We start from the raw sequence: 17,789 nt of genomic DNA on the forward strand, positions 1-17,789 counted from the left end.
GGGCAGGTATGAACAGCGTGAAATCAACCATCGCCAGTGAACCCACGCTGCGGCCAGCCTCCGCGGGGTGGAGCACCCTGGCCGGTTTTTCCGCCAGCCTGGTGGGCATCGGCCTGGCGCGATTTGCCTATACGCCGCTGCTCCCGGCCCTTATCGGCGCGCAATGGTTTGACCCTTCCAAGGCCGCTTACCTGGGGGCCGCCAACCTGGCGGGCTACCTGGCCGGAGCGATTTTCGGCCGTTCGATGGCGGCCAAAACCTCCACTGTCTTTACCCTCAGGGCGATGATGTTGCTGGCGAGCCTGGCGTTTTTTGCCTGTGCCTGGCCGGTGTCCTTCGTGTGGTTCTTCGCCTGGCGCTTCCTTTCGGGAGCCTCCGGTGGTGCGCTGATGGTGCTGGCCGCGCCCACCGTGCTGGCGCATGTGCCTGCGTCCCGGCGCGGACTGGCAGGTGGGGTGATTTTCATGGGCGTCGGCGTTGGCATCGCAGCCTCTGGCACCCTGGTTCCGCTCTTGCTCGAACAGGGCCTGCGGCAAACCTGGCTCGGCCTTGGGCTGATTTCCCTGGTGTTGACCGCCATCGCCTGGCGCGGATGGCCAAGGGCACACGCGCCTGCGGCCCCCCCCACGCAGCACCGTCGTCCGGCGGCCAACGGCACACTCAAGGCGCTGTATGTCGAGTACGCACTCAATGCTGCCGGTTGGGTCCCGCACATGATTTTCCTCGTGGATTTCGTGGCCCGGGGCATGGGCCAAGGCCTTCAGGTGGGGGCTCAGTACTGGGTGCTGTTTGGCATTGGCGCCACGGTCGGACCTCTGCTGGCGGGCGTATTGGCCGACCGGATCGGCTTCGGCCGCGCCTTGCGGGTGTCTTTCATCATCGAGGCCATCAGCGTCGCCGTACCCGCCCTCGGGCTCGGAAACGCTTGGTTGATGATATCCAGCGTCGTCGTAGGCGCTTTTGTCACCGGTACCGTGCCGCTGGTGTTAGGGCGGGTTCACGAACTACTGGCCAGGCATCCCGCCCAACAGAGTTCGGCCTGGCAGACAGCCACGGTCGGTTTTGCCCTGTTTCAAGCGGTGGCCGCCTATGGCTTGTCGTTTCTGTTCTCGTACAGCGGGGGCAATTACAGCGTGCTGTTCATTATCGGCACTTCGGCGATGTTGCTGGCTTTTGTCATCGATGTCGTCGCGGTCAGGAATGCCAATGACCAATAACGGAGCTTCTCTTGAGGTGAGTTATGCCGAGCGCAATCTTGCCTATTGGCGCCGCAACCTGGCGGTGTGTGTCTTCGGCTCGTTCACCACCCTGGTCAGCCTGAGCATGTTGTTGCCGTTCTTGCCTCTTTATGTCCAACAACTTGGCGTCACGAACCAGGCCGACGTGGTGCAATGGTCGGCGGTGGCATTCGGCGCCACTTTTTTTGGTACGGCGATAACTGCGCCGATGTGGGGGCGACTGGCCGATCGTTACGGTCGAAAGCCGATGCTGATCAGGGCGGCGATCGGCATGGCCTTTGTCATGTCGATGATCGGCCTGGCCCGCAACGTCACCGATCTGGTGGTACTGCGCCTGATCGCCGGGCTCATCGGCGGCTACGCCTCGGCCTCGATCGTCATGATCGGGTCTCAGGTGCCACGGGAAAAAGCCGGTTGGGCGCTGGGTGTGTTGTCCACGGGAGCCTTGTCCGGCAACCTGATCGGGCCGCTGGTGGGCGGATTTCTGCCGGAGCTGGTAGGGATCCGTGGCACATTTTTCGTCGGTGGAGGGATGATCGCTCTGGCAGCGCTGACGACCATCCTGTTCATTCGTGAGGACTTCGATCGTGTCTCGGACGGCCAACAACGGGGTAAAAAAACCCGACCCGAGGGTGTCCGTTCCAACTGGCCGATCATTGGCGCGCTGCTCATGACCGCGATGATGGTGCTTCTGGCCAACATGTCGATCGAGCCCATCATCACCGTCTACATCGGCCACCTTGGCGTTGCCGTCGATGACCAGGCGCGGATGGCGGGCGTGGTGATGGCCTGTTCAGCGCTGGGCAGTATCTTGACTGCCGCCAAACTGGGTGCGCTGGCAGACCGCATCGGCAGTTGGAACGTCATCGTCGGTTGCCTGGTGTTGACGGGCATCGCCATGGTGCCCCAGGCGTTTGTCACGCAATGGTGGCAGTTGGCAGTTTTACGCGGTGTCATGGGCATGACCATCGCCGGGCTGCTGCCGTCGATTGCGAAGCTGATACGGCATTCGGTTGAAGAGCACAGCACCGGAAAAGTGCTGGGCTATCTGCAATCGGCGCAGTTCTCCGGGCAGGTGATCGGGCCGCTGCTCGGTGGCCAGATCGGTGCTCATGTAGGTTTGAACGCGGTGTTCCTGGTCACCGGCGCGCTGTTGGTGCTGTGTGCCGGGGTGAACGCGTGGGTGCGACGTCGCTTCATCGCGCCAACCCGATGCACTGCCTGCAGCACCTGATCGAGCTATGACGCCAGGGTCATTGGCGCAGGGGCGGCGGCACCGTCCAGGCGAACACTCTGCAGAAACGTGCTTAACGCGCTGGAAAAATAGCCATCGAGGCGTCTGACAAACACCGTCTCCACGGCGGCGAGTTCTGGCGCAATCTCATGCGCGGCAACCAACCCCTCGCGCACGGCGTTCGCCACCACGCCTCGGGGCAACAGCGTGACCCCGACCCCGGCGGAAACGCAGGCGATGATGGCGTCGATCGAGCCAAACTCCAGCGGCTCCGGGGCCTGGATACCCAGGGTGGCCAGCAGGGAATCCAGGCGCTGTCGATAAGAGCAGCCGATGCGAAAAACCACGGTCTTCAGCGTGTCGATGCCAGCGATAGCCTCCAGGCTGTGAATCGCCGGGGAGGTGACCAGTACCAGCTCTTCGCGGAATGCCAGCTCGCTGTGCAATTGCGGATGGTTGACCGGGCCTGCGACGAATGCACCTTCGAGCTTGGAGTCGATCACTGCTTGAATCAGGCTGCAGGTGGTGCCCGTGCGAACCACCGGCCGGACCTCAGGGTAGGCCTTGGCAAATTTTGCAATCAGCTGCGGCAGACGCAGCGCCAGCGTGGTCTCCAGCGTGCCGATCTCGAGCACACCGTTTGGCTGCCCATCATCGCGCGCGGCGCAGGACGCATCCAGCAACAGCTTCGAAAGCCGTGCGGCGAAGGGCAGCAGGCGGCGTCCCGCGGGCGTGACCTGGACGCCCCTGGCGCTGCGCTGAAACAGCGCCACGCCGAGCTCGACTTCCAGTGAGCGAATCCTCGCGGACACGTTGGACTGCACGGTATTCAGCTCGTTGGCAGCCTTGTTCATGCTGCCATGCCGGGCAACCGCATCCACCACTTTGAGATCCGTCACATCCATCGCATTCACCTATCTCAAAAACTAATAACCGATTGTGAAAAAGCTACGTTTCAGAGATTAGATTTCGTGGGGGGCAAAGGCAAGCAAAGCGTGGCGATCGGGGCCTCTGAGGTTCATCAAAACAGATCATAGGCATCATTAATCATCGTTTTACATGATCTAGTGCCAGGCATAGGTTGATCAGGCAAACAAACCGCAACCAGTGGCGGATCGAGTCTTCGACTCCGAGGTTGTGGAACAACAATAATTTCCCACTGCACCTCGGAGTCAACGTGAATCACGCATCTGAATCAGCCAGAATTCGCAACCATCCCCGGTACAAGGAATTGGTCTCACGGCAGCGAAGATTCGTCGCTTGTCTGACGGCCGCGACCCTTGTGCCTTACTTCACGTTTATCCTCGTCGCCGCGTTTGCCCCCCAGCTGCTGGCGACGAAGCTTTCCACCACGAGCATGATCAATATCGGTTGGCCGCTGGGTGTCGCTTTCATCATCGGCGCCTGGTTGTTTACCGGTGTGTACATCCTGCGGGCCAACGGTGAGTTCGATGAACTGACCGCAGAAATCCGCGCGGGGGCAATCGTATGAAACCTGTCCTTGGATACCTCATTGTTCCTGCACTCCTGGGCGCAGTCGCCACTGGCGCCTCGGCCGCCGACGTGTTGCAGCACGTCGAAAAACAGCCCCTGAACATTACCGCGATCGCCATGTTTCTGGTGTTCGTGGTGACGACACTGGGCATCACCTGGTGGGCCGCGTCCAAGACCAAATCCATGGAGGACTTCTACACCGCCGGCGGCGGGATTACCGGCTTCCAGAACGGCCTGGCGCTGGCCGGCGACTACATGTCAGCCGCGGCGTTGCTGGGTGTCACCAGCATGATTTTCTTCAACGGCTTCGATGGGGTGCTGTACTCGATCAGCTTCTTTGTCGCCTGGCCCCTGCTGTTGTTCCTGTTTGCCGAGCGCATCAGGAACCTGGGGCGCATCACCATTTCGGACATCGCCTCGTTTCGACTCGATCAAAACCGCATTCGAACCCTGACCGCCTTCGGCTCACTGACCGTGGTGTGCTTTTACCTGGTGGTGCAGATGGTCGGCGCGGGGCAGTTGATACAGTTGCTGTTCGGTCTGCCTTACAACTATGCGGTGATCGCGGTCGGTCTGTTGATGGCGGTCTACGTCACCTTTGGCGGCATGGTCGCCACCACCTGGGTGCAGATCATCAAGGCCGGGCTGTTGCTGGTGGGCGGTACCTTGCTGGCGTTCCTGGCGATGAGCAAGTTCGGATTTTCCTTTGAACTGTTGTTCGAGAAAGCGGTGGCCGCGCACCATGACGGCGAGCGGATACTGCTGCCCAGCAAGCTGGTGGCCGATCCGCTGTCGCTGATCTCGTTGGCACTGGGCCTGGTGTTTGGCACCGCGGGATTGCCGCACATCCTGATGCGCTTCTTTACCGTGGCGGACGCCAGGCAGGCGCGTAAATCGGTGTTCGTCGCCACCGGTTTTATCGGCTTTTTCTACCTGATCGTTGGTGTGCTGGGCCTGGCTGCAATTGTGATCGTCGGGCAAGACCCGGCCTTCTATGAGTCGGGTATTTTGGGCGGCAAGCTTATCGGCGGCGGCAACATGCCGGTGATGCACCTGGCCAAGGCCGTGGGTGGAGACTTCCTGCTCGGCTTCATCTCCGCCGTCGCGTTTGCCACGATCCTGGCCGTGGTGTCCGGACTGACCATGGCCGGTACCTCGGCGATTTCCCATGACCTCTATGTCATGGTCTTCCGGAAAAACCGGGCCGATGCCAAGGACGAGCGGCGGGTGTCGCGGATCGCTTCGGTGGGCATCGGCATCGTCGCGGTGGTGCTGGGTATCTTGTTCAAGGACCAGAACATCGCTTTCCTGGTGGCGCTGACGTTCGGCGTGGCGGCCTCGGTCAACTTCCCGATACTGGTGCTTTCGATGTACTGGAAAGGGCTGACCACCCGAGGGGCGCTGATCGGTGGCATTGCCGGCCTGATAAGCGCCGTCAGCCTGGTCATTCTCTCGCCTGCGGTGTGGGTCAAGGTGCTGGGCAACGCCGACGCGATCTTCCCTTATGACTACCCGGCAATCATCTCGATGAACGTGGCCTTCCTGTTCACGTGGCTGGGCTCGATCACCGATCGCAGCGGCGCGGCCGCGCTTGAGCGCGCGCGTTTCGATGATCAGCTGATCCGTGCCCAGACCGGGCTTGGGGCATCCGGGGCCGTCAGCCATTAAGGCGCGGCTCCCCTGGATACCCCCGTCCTTTCCATGTCCTGAAAAAGGAGTCAGCCATGCAATTACGAGACAATGGCCTGAGATTCTCACCCATCACTGTCGCGCTGCACTGGGTCGTGGCGTTTTCGCTGCTCTCGATCATCTGCCTGCAGGGTTTTATCGCCCAGGCCTCCAGCGACGCTCTGCGGATGGAACTCGCCAGGGTGCAAAACCTGATGGGCCTGATTCTGTTCCTGGTATCGATCTATCGGTTCTGGGCCAGGGTCACGGCTTACCATCCCTTGCCTGTGGGCACCCCCAATCCGATTGAAGTGATCATCAGCCGCTCCGTTGCGGTGGCGCTCGCCCTGGCGATGGTATTGCTGCCGATCGCGGTCTGGGCTTCAAGGTCTGCCGCCGCAGAGGTGACGGCTCTGCCCTGGGGCTTTGCGATACCCGCGCTGTTGCCTGCCAATCAGGCGCTGAAACAGGTCGTCGATGTGCTGTTTGATATCGGCGCCTCATTGTTCCTGGCCGGCCTGGCCCTGCATATCTTCGGCGCGATCAAGAATCACTTTCTCCTGAAGAACAACACGCTCAAGCGGATGCTTGGAAAACATGTGGAGTTGTGAGCAATGAACGAAGCCAAATTTGATTTTGCCGGAAATGCCATTACTCGACTGTGTGGCGTCAAGTACCCGATTTTTCTCGGCGGCATGGCGGCCATTTCCGGCCCGCCGCTGGTGGCGGCAGTCGCCAACGCCGGGGGGATGGGGGTCATGGGTGGCCTGCGTCTGCCGCCGTTGGCCTTGCGCCGATGGCTGCAGGAAACCCGCGCCCTGACCGACCAGCCTTTCGGGGTGAACCTGGTGCCTCAGTTCGGCGGCCCGGATGTGTTCGAAGCGCAATTTCAGGTGGTGCTCCAGGAAAAACCGCGGCTGCTGTCGCTGTTTTATGCCGAAGCGTATTCCGCCGACATGATTCCCCGGGCGAAAGACGCCGGGCTGGTAGTCATGGTGCAAGTGGGCTCGGTAGCGCTGGCGAAAAAGGCCATCGCCCAAGGTGCTGACATTATCGTGGCGCAAGGCAGTGAGAGTGGCGGTCACCTGAACCGCGGCACGATCGGGATCATGCCGTTGCTACCTGCAATCATTGCCGTCGCGCAAGGGCGGCCGGTGTTGGCAGCCGGCGGCATCACCACCCGCGACGATGTCCGCGCCCTGATGTCCCTCGGTGCGTCCGGGGTGGTGGTGGGCACCGCTTTCATTGCCACCGATGAGTCGAATGCGCACCCGCTGTACAAGCAGAAAATCGTCGAGGCGACTACCGATGACTCGGAGTACCGCACAGGGTATTCGTTCGGCTGGACCTATGGCACGCCGCACCGGGTAATTCCCAATCGGGACAAGTGGAACCTGCTGCGCTTCATCGGCGGCGGCGCCCGGGCGATCGACAAGCCGCGCATGGCCAGGAAACTGTCGCTGTACGCGGGTCAGGGCGTGGGGAAAATCCACAGTGTCGTTCCTGCTGCGCAGCGCATGGCCGAGCTTGCCCTGGGGCTGCCGATTTCAACCAGCCGGTTTGAATTGGAGGAGGGCGGTGCCGTCAACCATGCCGCTCAAGGCAGGATCGCTCTGTAGGAGCGAGCTTGCTCGCGAAGAACGAGAGAGCGCCGAGTTTAGTCAGTAAACACGCGTTTTCGTTAACGACCATCGCGAGCAAGCTTGCTCCTACACCGGCCGGGCAATCTGCTCTTGCGCCATCCCGACGAACGCACTCATGGCCGAGGTGATCATCGAATCGTTCCTGCGGATAAACACCGTTGAAACCTTGGCGAATTCCGGCGGCAAGGTGTGGCAGCGGATGCCGTGGCGCACACTGCAGTTCTCGGCGATGGCCTTGGGCAGCAGGGTCACGCCCATACCCGCGGCGACGCAGGACAGGATACCGTCGAGGGTGCCCAGTTCCATGATCTGGTTAGGCACCAGCCCGACCTGGTAGAACCAGTTTTCCAGGGTCGAGCGATAGAAGCAGCCGGTGCGGAACACGAGCACGGTTTGCTGGGGCATTTTATCGATGAGCGCGGCCAGCGAATCGAAATGACTGCTGCTGACCAACACCAGTTCTTCTTGAAAAACCTCTTCCTGCGCCAGCGCCGAATTCTGGTGGAATCCGCCAACGAAGGCACCGTCGAGTCGATGCGCTTCGATCGCCTTGATCAGCTCGACCGTGGTACCGGTGAGGAGCGACAGCTGCACGTCGGGGAATTTCTCGCGGTACTTGGTCAGGACCTGGGGCAAGCGAATGGCGGCCGTGGTTTCCATCGATCCCAACCGCAGCAGGCCTGTCGGGCTACCGGTGTCCATCAAGGCGCTGCGGCTCTCTTCGGTGAGTTGCAGGATACGCCGCGCGTAACCGAGGAAGGTTTCGCCCGCCGAGGTCAGCACGACCCCGGACTTTTTACGGATGAACAGCTCGCGGTTGAGTTCGGCTTCCAGCTCCTTCACCCGCATGGTGACATTGGACTGCACTGTATTCACGTTGACCGCGGCGGCGGTGAAGCTGCCCAGCTCGGCCACCGCGCAGAAAATCTTCAGTTGGCGCATTTCCATGATCGTTGCCACCTATCATAAAAAGTGATGGATTGCATCACGAGCCATCATTTTACTGGCTTTGCCGGCGATTAGTAAAGTGAACAAAACAGGACTGACAAGCACGGTTGTGAACGATGACACTGACTTCAAACATTGATCATGTCTTTGCCGGCGGCCTGGGCGTGTTGAAACCCGAGGGGCAACGTACGGGCATCTTCAAACGGAGAATCTCAGGCCCTGCTCGCGTGGAATATCAGGGTATTGTCGGTGACCAGCACGGGGATCCCAGGGTTCATGGAGGGCCGGAAAAGGCAGTGCATCAGTATGCGGCGCAGAACTACGAACGATTGGCGCAGGCGTTTGCGCACAGTGCCCCGGAGCTGATTCCTGGCAGCCTGGGGGAGAATGTTTCAGCACGCTTGCTCTCTGAACGAAACGTGCATATCGGCGACGTGTTCCAGATGGGCAGTGCCGTGTTGCAGGTCTCTCAGCCGCGCAGTCCGTGCTGGAAAATCAATCATCGCTTTGATGCCGAGCGGATGTCGATGCACGTCGCCAAAGAGCGAATCACCGGTTGGTATTACCGGGTCATCCAGCCGGGATTCGTCGAGGCGGGGGACAGGATCGAACTGCTGGAACGGCACACCGAGCGCTTCTCCATTGATGAGTTCTGGCAGGTGCAGCTGTCGCACCGGCCGTTGATCGACGATCTGCTGGCGCTGGCGGCAACCCATGGCTTGGCCGAGGACTGGCAGCAACGTCTGACGAAACGGGCGCAGTGGCTGCAAAGGACGCTGGGGACCGAGATAACTGCACAGCCCTGAGCGAGCTGAACCAGGACGATTGGCGGCCTTACAGGCGGCTTGGTCGGACATGGGATTTTGTGTGCACCCCGATTACCTGTAGGAGCTGGCTTGCCAGCGAAGAGGGCGTGTCAGTCGACATAGATGCCAGATGCCAGTCCGCCTTCGCTGGCAAGCCAGCTCATACACTGGATCTTTGCCGGACTCGGGATTTGCGTACGCCCCGAACACCTGCCCCTGTAGGAGCTGTCGAGCGAAGCGAGGCTGCGATCTTTTGATCTCGGTGACCAGCAACCGCTAAATAATCCAGCATCAAACACCCATCTGTGGCGAGGGAGCTTGCTCCCGCTGGACTGCGCAGCAGTTCCATTGTTGGGGTCGCTTCGCAACCCAGCGGGAGCAAGCTCCCTCGCCACAGACCACTGCGTCTACGCAGGCGGATCAATCTGATCCAGCATCCGGTTCGCCGTGATCTGCGCCACCATGAAGCTGTTGGAAATGCCCAACCTAGTTGCGGCCTCATCCGTCGTGGCTGTCGCAAAAGTTATTTCATAATTTGTGATCCATAAGATCATTAATCATCATTTTACATGATCCAGAGGCTGGCCTACTTTGCCCCTGACAGGCACACCGACCCACCGCCTGGCACTTTCCTGACAACAACAAGAGATGGCTCTTATCCACCACCAGGGGACACCCGCCATGAGCAACCAGCCCGCAGAGATCGCCCACTACATTCACGGCCGCGCAACGCCAGGTACTTCAAGCCGCACGCAGAACGTCACCAACCCCGCCACCGGTTCGGTCATTGGCCAGGTGGCGCTGGCCAACGCTTCTGATGTCGACACGGCAGTGAAGTCGGCAGCGGCCGCTTTCCCGGCCTGGTCGGCGCTGCCGCCGCTGCGCCGCGCCCGCATCATGTTCAAGTTCCTGGCGCTGCTCAACGAGCACCGCGACACCCTGGCGCGGATGATCACCGCCGAGCACGGCAAAGTCTTCACCGATGCCCAGGGCGAAGTGACGCGCGGCATCGAGGTCGTCGAGTTCGCCTGCGGCATTCCCCAGTTGCTCAAGGGTGACTACACCGAGCAGGTCTCCACCAACATCGACAACTGGACCATGCGCCAGCCACTGGGCGTTGTGGCCGGCATCACGCCGTTCAACTTCCCGGTGATGGTGCCGATGTGGATGTTCCCGGTGGCCATCGCCTGCGGCAACACCTTCGTGCTCAAGCCCAGCCCGATCGATCCTTCGCCCGCGCTGCTGATCGCCGAACTGTTCAAGGAAGCCGGGCTGCCGGACGGTGTGTTCAACGTGGTGCAGGGCGACAAGGAGGCGGTGGATGCGCTGCTGGATCACCCCGACGTCCAGGCCGTGAGCTTTGTCGGGTCGACGCCGATCGCCAACCACATCTACGAGACGGGCGCCCGCCACGGCAAGCGCGTGCAGGCACTGGGCGGGGCGAAGAATCACATGGTGGTGATGCCCGACGCCGACATCGACCAGGTGGTCGACGCACTGATCGGCGCGGCTTTCGGCTCCGCCGGCGAACGTTGCATGGCGATCTCGGTGGCGGTGTTTGTCGGTGATGTCGCCGATAAGGTGATACCGAAACTGGTGGAGCGCACACGGACGCTCAAGGTGCTCGAGGGCATGAACCTGGCGGCCGAGATGGGCCCGATCGTGTCGCATGCAGCGCTGCAACGTATCACCGGTTACATCGAACAAGGCGTCAGCGAAGGTGCTGAGTTGCTGGTCGACGGGCGTGGTTTTGACGGCCAGCAAGCCGGTGCCGATTGTGCGCAGGGTTTCTGGCTCGGCGGCACGGTGTTCGACCATGTCAGCGCCGGGATGAAGATCTATAAAGAAGAGATTTTTGGCCCGGTACTGGCGTGCATGCGGGTGAAGGACTTTGCCGAGGCTGTCGATCTGGTCAACTCCCACGAGTTCGGCAATGGCACCGCTTGTTATACCCGCGACGGCCACATTGCGCGGGAATTCGCCAGCCGGATTCAGGTCGGCATGGTCGGCATCAACGTGCCGATCCCGGTGCCCATGGCGTGGCACGGTTTCGGCGGCTGGAAGCGCTCGCTGTTTGGCGACACGCACGCCTATGGCGAGGAGGGTGTGCGCTTCTATACCAAGCAGAAGTCGATCATGCAGCGCTGGCCGAACAGCATCGCCAAAGGCGCCGAATTTGCGATGCCGACTTCCAAGTAGGCATTGCTATTGATGGTTTCGGGTTGGATGTCGGGAGGCACGGGCTGCACGCCATCCTTTTTCCCTGGGGGCGAATTCCTCGCTCCCGATTTTTTCCGCAAAGGTGAATCGTGATGCCGCTGCTCAAGTTCGACATCATCCAGGGGCGCAATGACGAACAACTCAAGGCGCTGCTGGATGTCGCCCATCAGGCCATGGTTCTGGCTTTCGAAGTGCCTGCCAGTGATCGCTACCAATGCGTCACGCAACATCGTCCAGGGGAATTGGTGCTGCAAGACACGGGTCTGGGTTACACGCGTTTGGCCAATGTGGTCTTGCTGACGGTGATTTCCCGACCGCGTTCGCAGCAACAGAAAACCACGTTCTACCGGTTGCTCGCCGAGAAGCTGCAAGCCGACTGCGGCCTGTCGCCCGACGACCTGATCGTTTCGCTGGTGGAGAACGCCGATGCGGACTGGTCCTTCGGCCGTGGCAGGGCGCAATTCCTCACCGGGGAACTCTAGGCTCTGGCGGTCCGCTTCCACTCATCCGCACATTTCTTACAGGTGATGCCATGTCCAATCCTCTGCTGTCTCTGTTGAACATCGAACATGCGATCATTCAATCGCCCATGGTCGGCGTTTCCACCCCAAGACTCGCGGCTGCGGTGTCCAATGCCGGTGCGCTGGGGTCCATCGGCATCGGCGCAAGCAACGTCGAACAGGCGCGGGCCATGCTGCGAGAGACGGCGGCGCTGACGGACAAGCCCTTCAACGTCAATCTGTTCTGCCACCAGCCTGCGGTGCATGACGCTGTCCGGGCCTCGCAATGGCTGAACGACCTGACTCCTTTTTTTGCCGAGTTCGGCGCCGTTGCGCCTGCCTCGCTGCGTGAGATCTATACCTCATTCGTCGAAGACCCGGACATGCTGCAGATGCTGCTGGAAGAAAAGCCTGCGGTGGTCAGCTTCCATTTTGGCTTGCCCGCGCAATCGGCGATCGATGCCCTCAAGGCCGCTGGCATCATCTTGTTGTGTTCGGTGACCAACCTGGCCGAAGCGCGGTTGGCGGAACACGCCGGGGTGCATGCCCTGGTGGCTCAAGGTTACGAAGCCGGTGGGCATCGCGGGGTATTCGAGCCAGGGCAGGACACTGAAATGGGAACCTTCGCGCTGGTACGTGTGCTGAGCGCTGAATGCAGCCTCCCGGTGATTGCGGCGGGCGGAATCATGGACGGCGCAGGCATCAAGGCGGTGATGCAACTGGGCGCCAGTGCCGCGCAGTTGGGTACGGCGTTCATCCTCTGCCCGGAATCTTCCGCCAACGGCGCCTATCGTGAGGCCCTCAAAGGTCCGCGGGCGCATCAGACCCGGGTCACCAGCGTCATTTCCGGCCGTCCCGCCCGGGGCATGGTCAATCGCAACTTCACGTGCCTGGAGGTGACTGGCACGCTGCCGGATTATCCGTTCACTTATGACGCCAACAAGGCGCTCAACGTGGCGGCCAGCGCCCGCGGCAACACTGATTTTGCCGTGCAGTGGGCCGGGCAGGGGGCGCCACTGGCCCGTGAAATGCCGGCGGCGGCATTGGTGAAACTGCTGGCCGCGCAAATGACATTCTGACTCGATACAGCGAGTGTTCCAGATCCGGACGGCACGTACCGGCGGTCGGGCTGCAGGAATCTTCTGTGATGGCCGTACTCGACCGTCCGATAGGCAATTGCTTTTTCAATGGCGGTGATTTCCGCCCGGGGCACTCACAATGATATCGGTCGAAGAATTCAGGACCCAATCCCACGCACTACTGATCGAACTGGACGCCGCTACGATGGGCATGATGGTGCTGGTGTCATCCCGCTGTGTTTCAGGGCCGGCGTGGGACGATGCGACCAAGAGACATCACGATGCCTATGAGCTCTGGAATAACTTTCTCAATGTGCCTGATCCAGCCCTGAACCGGGCTACTCACTGACATCCATCACCCTCTGACTAAGGACGATTTCGGGGCGACCTTGCGCTTCAGCGCAACGATCGGAACGCCGTGCGCAGTTCCTCGGTAAACAGCTGCGGCTGTTCCCAGGCTGCGAAGTGGCCACCCTTGTCGGCTTTGTGAAAGTAAATCAGGTTGCCATAAGCGCGTTTGGCCCAGCTCTCAGGCGGATAGTAGACGTCATCCGGAAACACCGTGACGGCCACCGGTAGCGTGATCTCGGTGGTCTTCTGTGCGCTCGAAGAAAGTGGGCTGCGTCCCATGTTCTCCCAGTAGAGCCGCGCTGACGAAGCGGCGCTGTTCGTCAGCCAGTACAACGTCATGTCATCCAGCACTTGATCCCTGGTCGGCGACTGCCGAGGGTCGGCGCCGTACGTCCATTTGGAAAATCCCGGATGCACCAGCAACAGCGCGGCGAGGAAGGCCGGCGAGTCCGTCGCGCCATAGCCCATCATCTGCGGCCGAGCCGCCATCATCGTGCTGTAAGCCAGGTTGCCCTGTTTGACGAGGGTGGCGACGGCGTCGTAAGTCGCGCGTTCCTCCTCGGAGAATCCCGCCGGCGCCGGCCCGCCGACAGCGAGTGCCGCGCCCGCTTCCGGTGGAATCGTCGCCGGCAGATTGAGATGAATGCCGCGCAACCCCGCCGGTGCCTGGCGCGCCATCGCGCTGGTGATCGGGCCCCCCCAGTCGCCACCCTGGGCTACGTAGTGGGTGTATCCCAGGCGCTGCATCAGTTGCGCCCAGATCCGCGCGATGTGGTCCGGGTCCCAACCGGTGCCACCCGGCTTGCCGGAGAAGCCGTAGCCAGGAATGGACGGAATCACCAGATCGAATGCATCGGCAGCATTGCCCCCATGCGCGGCCGGATCGGCCAGAGGGCCGACGACCTCGATGAACTCAAACACCGAGCCTGGCCAACCGTGGGTCATGATCATTGGCAGCGCGTTCGGACTGGGCGAGCGCACCCAGATGAAATGGATATCGACCCCGTCGAGGGTGGTCATGTACTGCGGCAACGCATTGAGCTGCGCCTCGGCCTGGCGCCAGTCGTAGTCCGTGCCCCAGTAGCGAACCAGCGCCTGCAACTGCGCCAGCTGCGCGCCCTGTGAGCGATCGGCAACCGTCTCCTTGTCCGGCCAGCGGGTCGCCAGGAGGCGGGTGCGCAGGTCGGCGAGGTCCTTGTCCGCAATGGCGACGTGGAAAGGGCGGATGGCGTTGGCGTCGTCGGTGGGCGCTGTACTGGCGGGGGGTGAAATGGCAAGCGAAAGGGCCGCCAGAACGACCGCGAATAGGTGCTTCATCTTCACTTCCTCGGTTGAGGGGCGGATGAGTGATGCCGTGCTCATTTCTAATGTAGACCAAGCGCACCAAAACTCGGAAGCATCCTACGCCCATATCGGAAACGGCCTATTTCGGCCGCGGACGCCATCGTGAAAGCTTGCGGGCGCTTGAGCGAGCTCGACCCGAGCGCCCAGTGCATACGGATTGCTCTGGCTGATCCCTTTTTCGCAAAACAAGGAGCGACATTCAACATGGCCAACTTGCTTGCCCGACTTTTTGGATTTCACGACACCCGCAGTGACTCGCAGGTGGATCGACCGGTACCGCCGATCTTGCCGACGCCTGACACCCGGCCAGTTTCATTGTCTCCAGCACCCAGTAGCGACACTCTGCCACCGCTGAAAAACTGGAGCCATCCGTTCAAGGACAAACGCAATCCGCTGTCGCAGCTGACCCATCTGGCCAAGGCGAAAGCAGGCTATTTCCCGCTGGGCCGAAGTGGTCTGTGGCACGGCGGCGTACATTTCGACAGTTGCACTGCAGACCCCCTGGTTCAATCCGGCGTGCACTGCCTGGCCGATGGCGAAGTAGTGGCATACCGCATCGACACGCAGGCGCCGACCACGGCATATTTCGTCGATAAAAAAACGGCTTATCTCGCCAATAAACACACTGTAGAAAAACCGTTTTCGCGTAACTTCGTCCTGGTCCGCCATCGGCTTCAGCCACCAAAGATCGAAGGCTGCCAGGACACGCCGCGCAGCCTGATCTTCTACAGCCTGTACATGCACCTGCGGGATTGGTCGGTGTACCGGAAGGACGCCGCCATCGTTCGTCCGGCGTTTTGGCCCGAGAGCCCGATCCTTCGCGTCAAACAGACAGTGAACGACGTCCGCCCCGGAAACCTTGAAGAGCGTGGCCTGAACGTGCGCATCAAGGCCTGGCCGGGCCAGGTGATCGACTTCCTGCCGCGGGGCGCCGAGGTGACCGTCAGTGGCGAGGGCAGCTATCGCAAGCTGGAGAACAGCCTCGGCCCCGCCAAACTGATCAACGCCGATGGCTCGATAGCCGGCTACCTCGCCGCCAGCCTTCTGCAACCTGTTGCCGGCAACGAGTACCGCATCACGTCGTCGGAGGAGTGGGTCAATGTTCGCGCTGATCCAAGCGTTACCAACCCGGAACTTTTAAAGCTGCCGGTGGGAACGGTAGTCAGGGTCAGCGGTGAAGGCGAGTTTCGTAAGCTGGAACGCGTGAATCAGTATGTGCATTTCGACTCGCTGGAAGGTGCGCAGGAACCGCTGGCGTTGGATCGCGTGGTGGTGCTCGACTCACCTGTTCCCATCAAGGCCGGCACGTTGATCGGTCACCTCGGCCAGTACCAGGACGGCGGCGCGGATCAGCCAGAAGAGAAGCTGCACCTGGAAGTGTTCAGTGGCGATGACATTGATTTATTCATCGAGGCCAGTCGCGCCTGGGCCCAGAGCCTGCCGGAAAAAGACAGGACCTGGCTCAAGCTCGCCCAAGGCACCGCGGTGGTGCCTCATCAAGAAAATGCCACTGCCGCACAACTGAAAATATGGAGTGCCGCCAGCCCACGTAGTGCTGCCGACCTGTTGGTCCCCAAGAGTTTGCTGGATGCTTTGCCGGCGGACAGAAAAATCCAGGTGAGCGCGAGCGAGAGCCATAAAGCCAGCATTTGGTATCGCCTGGATGGGCTGCTGCACGATGCTGACAACAACCTGCTCAAAGGCTGGGTGCGCGAAGAAGTCGGCGTCACGCCTTGGCTCAGTCCCTGGTCGTGGGAGGGCTATGACCTTATTTTCGACTACAGCACGCCCAAACACTTGATGGCCTCGTTTCTCAGTGCCGTCGACGGTTTCACCGAAGAGCAACGCGAGCGCTTTCGTCCCTTGGCTGACAAAGACGACCAAGGGCCGATGAAAAGCCGGCTGTACGAGATCATCGACCCTAACCGCTACGGCAAGATGACCGCCGAAGAACTGCAAGCGGCCCTTCACCTGCCGGCCCACGCGCAAGCGATCTCGCAGTTGATCATCCGCAAGGAAAGCGAATGGTTTCACCAGGAGCGGAAGTGGGACGCGTTGGATGAATTGCTCGGCCATAGCGGCTCGACTCCGCACTTGAACTGGTTGGCGGAGAAGCAGCGAATCCAGCAGATGAGTTGGTGGGGGGAGGTGGCGGAGAAAGTGGGGTTGCCGTCGTGGGGGAAGGTCTTTCACTTTCATCCTATCGGGTTGGTCGCTAGCTTCACCTTTATGGGAGAGTTGAAAGTTATTGCTGGTAAGATTACTTTCGATGCAGAAGGTAATGATATTCCAAGTTCGCTGCACTACAGCAGAGTTATACATTGGCCAGAAACCGACCTGTCTGGTGTGACTTTGGGTCGGGGTTATGATATGGGGAGTCGAACGCAAAACGAAATATATATCCATATAACCCAGGCCGGCATCGATGATGAGAAGGCTGGAAGGATCTCACAAGCTCACGGGTTGAAAGGGGCGGCGGCAAGAGAGTTTGTAATAAATAACAAGGCGCTAATCGGAGAGATAACCAGGTGTCAGCAGATTTTTTTGTTTAATGCTATCTATCCTGCTTATGTGAATAGAGCTGTTATTAATTACAATAAATGGACTGAGAATGAAGCAGGAAGAGTGGCGTGGGGTGATCTTGATCCGGTTATCCGGGACGTACTGGTTGACTTTGTGTATCAAGGATTCACGGCTGGACCTAATCCGATGAAGTCAGGGATGCACAATAGTAGATTGGATATGATTTCCTATATTGAAAATAGCTCTGCAATTAGCCAATACGAACCGGGGCGGCACCGAGCTAGTTATTTAAGAGCCAATTAGTTGGGGTGTTTTATGGTTGCGAGAATTTTATGGGTGTTGTTGTTTTTTTATTGTGGTGTTAGCTATGGTGAGTCAGCTCAAACGGATGAATGCGATTCTGGCAAGGCGAATAGCCAGGTAATATACGAGTGCTCAAAGCGAAAAAGTAAAGAGGCTGATATGATTTTAAATAATGCATATAGAGCGCTGAATGAACAAGTGTCGTTGGACTACAAGGCGGAACCTCAACTAGGAGATGAGCTTAAGGAACATATAAAAAAGTCACAGAGAGCTTGGATCAATCTACGGGACGAAAATTGTGCCATTGAGAGCTTTGTGATATCTCCTGGAACTCAAGCGTTTGAAACAACGAGTAATTATTGTTTTGCGAGAGAAAGCCTGGAAAGAGCCCGCTACCTGAATAATTTAAGTTTTTGACATCAGGTGCTCAGGTCGCAA

The 17,789-nt window shown here is 59.9% G+C and carries 15 protein-coding genes and 1 pseudogene; 12 read left to right on the top strand and 4 right to left on the bottom strand.

Annotation, left to right across the window (positions count from 1 at the left end):
- Positions 1–8 precede the first annotated feature (8 nt).
- Both ACA062_RS13790 and ACA062_RS13795 read left to right on the top strand, forming a co-directional pair.
- Positions 9–1,217, top strand: coding sequence for a YbfB/YjiJ family MFS transporter (locus ACA062_RS13790; RefSeq protein WP_497456870.1), 1,209 nt, complete (start codon positions 9–11; stop codon positions 1,215–1,217).
- Positions 1,218–1,233: 16 nt separating this feature from the next.
- A complete protein-coding gene (locus ACA062_RS13795) occupies positions 1,234–2,472 on the top strand; it encodes an MFS transporter (RefSeq protein ID WP_497457418.1) in 1,239 nt (412 codons plus the stop codon).
- 5 nt (positions 2,473–2,477) lie between these two features.
- Here the strand turns inward: ACA062_RS13795 and ACA062_RS13800 are convergent, their stop codons facing one another.
- The gene (locus tag ACA062_RS13800; protein WP_497456871.1) at positions 2,478–3,377 is read right to left on the bottom strand and encodes a LysR substrate-binding domain-containing protein; all 900 of its coding nucleotides are present in this window, start codon (positions 3,375–3,377) and stop codon (positions 2,478–2,480) included.
- A 272-nt stretch (positions 3,378–3,649) separates the two neighbouring features.
- On the opposite strand from ACA062_RS13800, the gene ACA062_RS13805 reads away from it, so the two are divergent.
- The 4 genes from ACA062_RS13805 to ACA062_RS13820 are packed head-to-tail and all read left to right on the top strand — an operon-like array spanning position 3,650 to position 7,253.
- Positions 3,650–3,964, top strand: a complete 315-nt coding sequence (locus ACA062_RS13805; RefSeq protein WP_497456872.1) for a DUF485 domain-containing protein — start codon at positions 3,650–3,652, stop codon at positions 3,962–3,964.
- Entirely contained in the window at positions 3,961–5,634 is a 1,674-nt protein-coding gene (gene actP, locus ACA062_RS13810) for a cation/acetate symporter ActP (protein WP_497456873.1), read from the top strand. The genes ACA062_RS13805 and actP overlap by 4 nt, the downstream gene beginning before the upstream one ends.
- A gap of 56 nt (positions 5,635–5,690) precedes the next feature.
- Positions 5,691–6,245 (top strand): cytochrome b, encoded by a 555-nt coding sequence (locus ACA062_RS13815; protein ID WP_497456874.1) that lies wholly within the window; start codon positions 5,691–5,693, stop codon positions 6,243–6,245.
- A 3-nt stretch (positions 6,246–6,248) separates the two neighbouring features.
- Positions 6,249–7,253, top strand: coding sequence for an NAD(P)H-dependent flavin oxidoreductase (locus tag ACA062_RS13820; RefSeq protein WP_497456875.1), 1,005 nt, complete (start codon positions 6,249–6,251; stop codon positions 7,251–7,253).
- A 90-nt stretch (positions 7,254–7,343) separates the two neighbouring features.
- Here the strand turns inward: ACA062_RS13820 and ACA062_RS13825 are convergent, their stop codons facing one another.
- On the bottom strand, positions 7,344–8,225 hold the full coding sequence (locus ACA062_RS13825) for a LysR family transcriptional regulator (protein ID WP_497456876.1): 882 nt from the start codon (positions 8,223–8,225) through the stop codon (positions 7,344–7,346).
- Between the two features lie 116 nt (positions 8,226–8,341).
- Between ACA062_RS13825 and ACA062_RS13830 the strand changes: the two genes are divergently transcribed.
- Positions 8,342–9,031: an MOSC domain-containing protein gene (locus tag ACA062_RS13830; RefSeq protein ID WP_497456877.1), complete on the top strand. Its 690-nt coding sequence runs from the start codon at positions 8,342–8,344 to the stop codon at positions 9,029–9,031.
- A 407-nt stretch (positions 9,032–9,438) separates the two neighbouring features.
- On the opposite strand, the pseudogene ACA062_RS13835 reads toward ACA062_RS13830, so the two are convergent.
- Positions 9,439–9,516 (bottom strand): annotated as a pseudogene (locus ACA062_RS13835) (DUF6124 family protein); the annotation flags it as partial.
- Between the two features lie 196 nt (positions 9,517–9,712).
- Here ACA062_RS13835 and ACA062_RS13840 point away from each other — a divergent pair.
- The 3 genes from ACA062_RS13840 (at position 9,713) to ACA062_RS13850 (ending at position 12,830) form a co-directional block, all read left to right on the top strand.
- Positions 9,713–11,230 carry a CoA-acylating methylmalonate-semialdehyde dehydrogenase gene (locus tag ACA062_RS13840; RefSeq protein ID WP_497456878.1) on the top strand — a complete coding sequence of 506 codons (1,518 nt, stop codon included), beginning with the start codon at positions 9,713–9,715 and terminating at the stop codon, positions 11,228–11,230.
- 113 nt (positions 11,231–11,343) lie between these two features.
- Positions 11,344–11,733: a tautomerase family protein gene (locus tag ACA062_RS13845; RefSeq protein ID WP_497456879.1), complete on the top strand. Its 390-nt coding sequence runs from the start codon at positions 11,344–11,346 to the stop codon at positions 11,731–11,733.
- A 50-nt stretch (positions 11,734–11,783) separates the two neighbouring features.
- Positions 11,784–12,830 (top strand): NAD(P)H-dependent flavin oxidoreductase, encoded by a 1,047-nt coding sequence (locus ACA062_RS13850; RefSeq protein WP_497456880.1) that lies wholly within the window; start codon positions 11,784–11,786, stop codon positions 12,828–12,830.
- A 396-nt stretch (positions 12,831–13,226) separates the two neighbouring features.
- On the opposite strand, the gene ACA062_RS13855 is transcribed toward ACA062_RS13850, so the two are convergent.
- Positions 13,227–14,498, bottom strand: a complete 1,272-nt coding sequence (locus ACA062_RS13855; RefSeq protein WP_497456881.1) for an epoxide hydrolase family protein — start codon at positions 14,496–14,498, stop codon at positions 13,227–13,229.
- Between the two features lie 231 nt (positions 14,499–14,729).
- Here ACA062_RS13855 and ACA062_RS13860 point away from each other — a divergent pair, with 231 nt between their 5' ends.
- Together ACA062_RS13860 and ACA062_RS13865 are read left to right on the top strand one after the other, a co-directional pair.
- Positions 14,730–17,351 (top strand): DUF8812 domain-containing protein, encoded by a 2,622-nt coding sequence (locus tag ACA062_RS13860; RefSeq protein WP_497456882.1) that lies wholly within the window; start codon positions 14,730–14,732, stop codon positions 17,349–17,351.
- A 12-nt stretch (positions 17,352–17,363) separates the two neighbouring features.
- Positions 17,364–17,768, top strand: a complete 405-nt coding sequence (locus ACA062_RS13865) for a lysozyme inhibitor LprI family protein (RefSeq protein WP_497456883.1) — start codon at positions 17,364–17,366, stop codon at positions 17,766–17,768.
- Positions 17,769–17,789 lie beyond the last annotated feature (21 nt).

It is taken from the genome of Pseudomonas sp. LBUM1679 (assembly GCF_059695565.1).

Excerpts from the sequence above, each read along its gene's own strand:
- ACA062_RS13790 (WP_497456870.1), top strand. The coding sequence starts at position 9 with ATGAACAGCGTGAAATCAACCATCGCCAGTGAACCCACGCTGCGGCCA.
- ACA062_RS13800 (WP_497456871.1), bottom strand. The coding sequence starts at position 3,377 with ATGGATGTGACGGATCTCAAAGTGGTGGATGCGGTTGCCCGGCATGGC.
- actP (WP_497456873.1), top strand. The coding sequence starts at position 3,961 with ATGAAACCTGTCCTTGGATACCTCATTGTTCCTGCACTCCTGGGCGCA.
- ACA062_RS13815 (WP_497456874.1), top strand. The coding sequence starts at position 5,691 with ATGCAATTACGAGACAATGGCCTGAGATTCTCACCCATCACTGTCGCG.
- ACA062_RS13820 (WP_497456875.1), top strand. The coding sequence starts at position 6,249 with ATGAACGAAGCCAAATTTGATTTTGCCGGAAATGCCATTACTCGACTG.
- ACA062_RS13825 (WP_497456876.1), bottom strand. The coding sequence starts at position 8,225 with ATGGAAATGCGCCAACTGAAGATTTTCTGCGCGGTGGCCGAGCTGGGC.
- ACA062_RS13830 (WP_497456877.1), top strand. The coding sequence starts at position 8,342 with ATGACACTGACTTCAAACATTGATCATGTCTTTGCCGGCGGCCTGGGC.
- ACA062_RS13840 (WP_497456878.1), top strand. The coding sequence starts at position 9,713 with ATGAGCAACCAGCCCGCAGAGATCGCCCACTACATTCACGGCCGCGCA.
- ACA062_RS13845 (WP_497456879.1), top strand. The coding sequence starts at position 11,344 with ATGCCGCTGCTCAAGTTCGACATCATCCAGGGGCGCAATGACGAACAA.
- ACA062_RS13850 (WP_497456880.1), top strand. The coding sequence starts at position 11,784 with ATGTCCAATCCTCTGCTGTCTCTGTTGAACATCGAACATGCGATCATT.
- ACA062_RS13855 (WP_497456881.1), bottom strand. The coding sequence starts at position 14,498 with ATGAAGCACCTATTCGCGGTCGTTCTGGCGGCCCTTTCGCTTGCCATT.
- ACA062_RS13860 (WP_497456882.1), top strand. The coding sequence starts at position 14,730 with ATGGCCAACTTGCTTGCCCGACTTTTTGGATTTCACGACACCCGCAGT.
- ACA062_RS13865 (WP_497456883.1), top strand. The coding sequence starts at position 17,364 with ATGGTTGCGAGAATTTTATGGGTGTTGTTGTTTTTTTATTGTGGTGTT.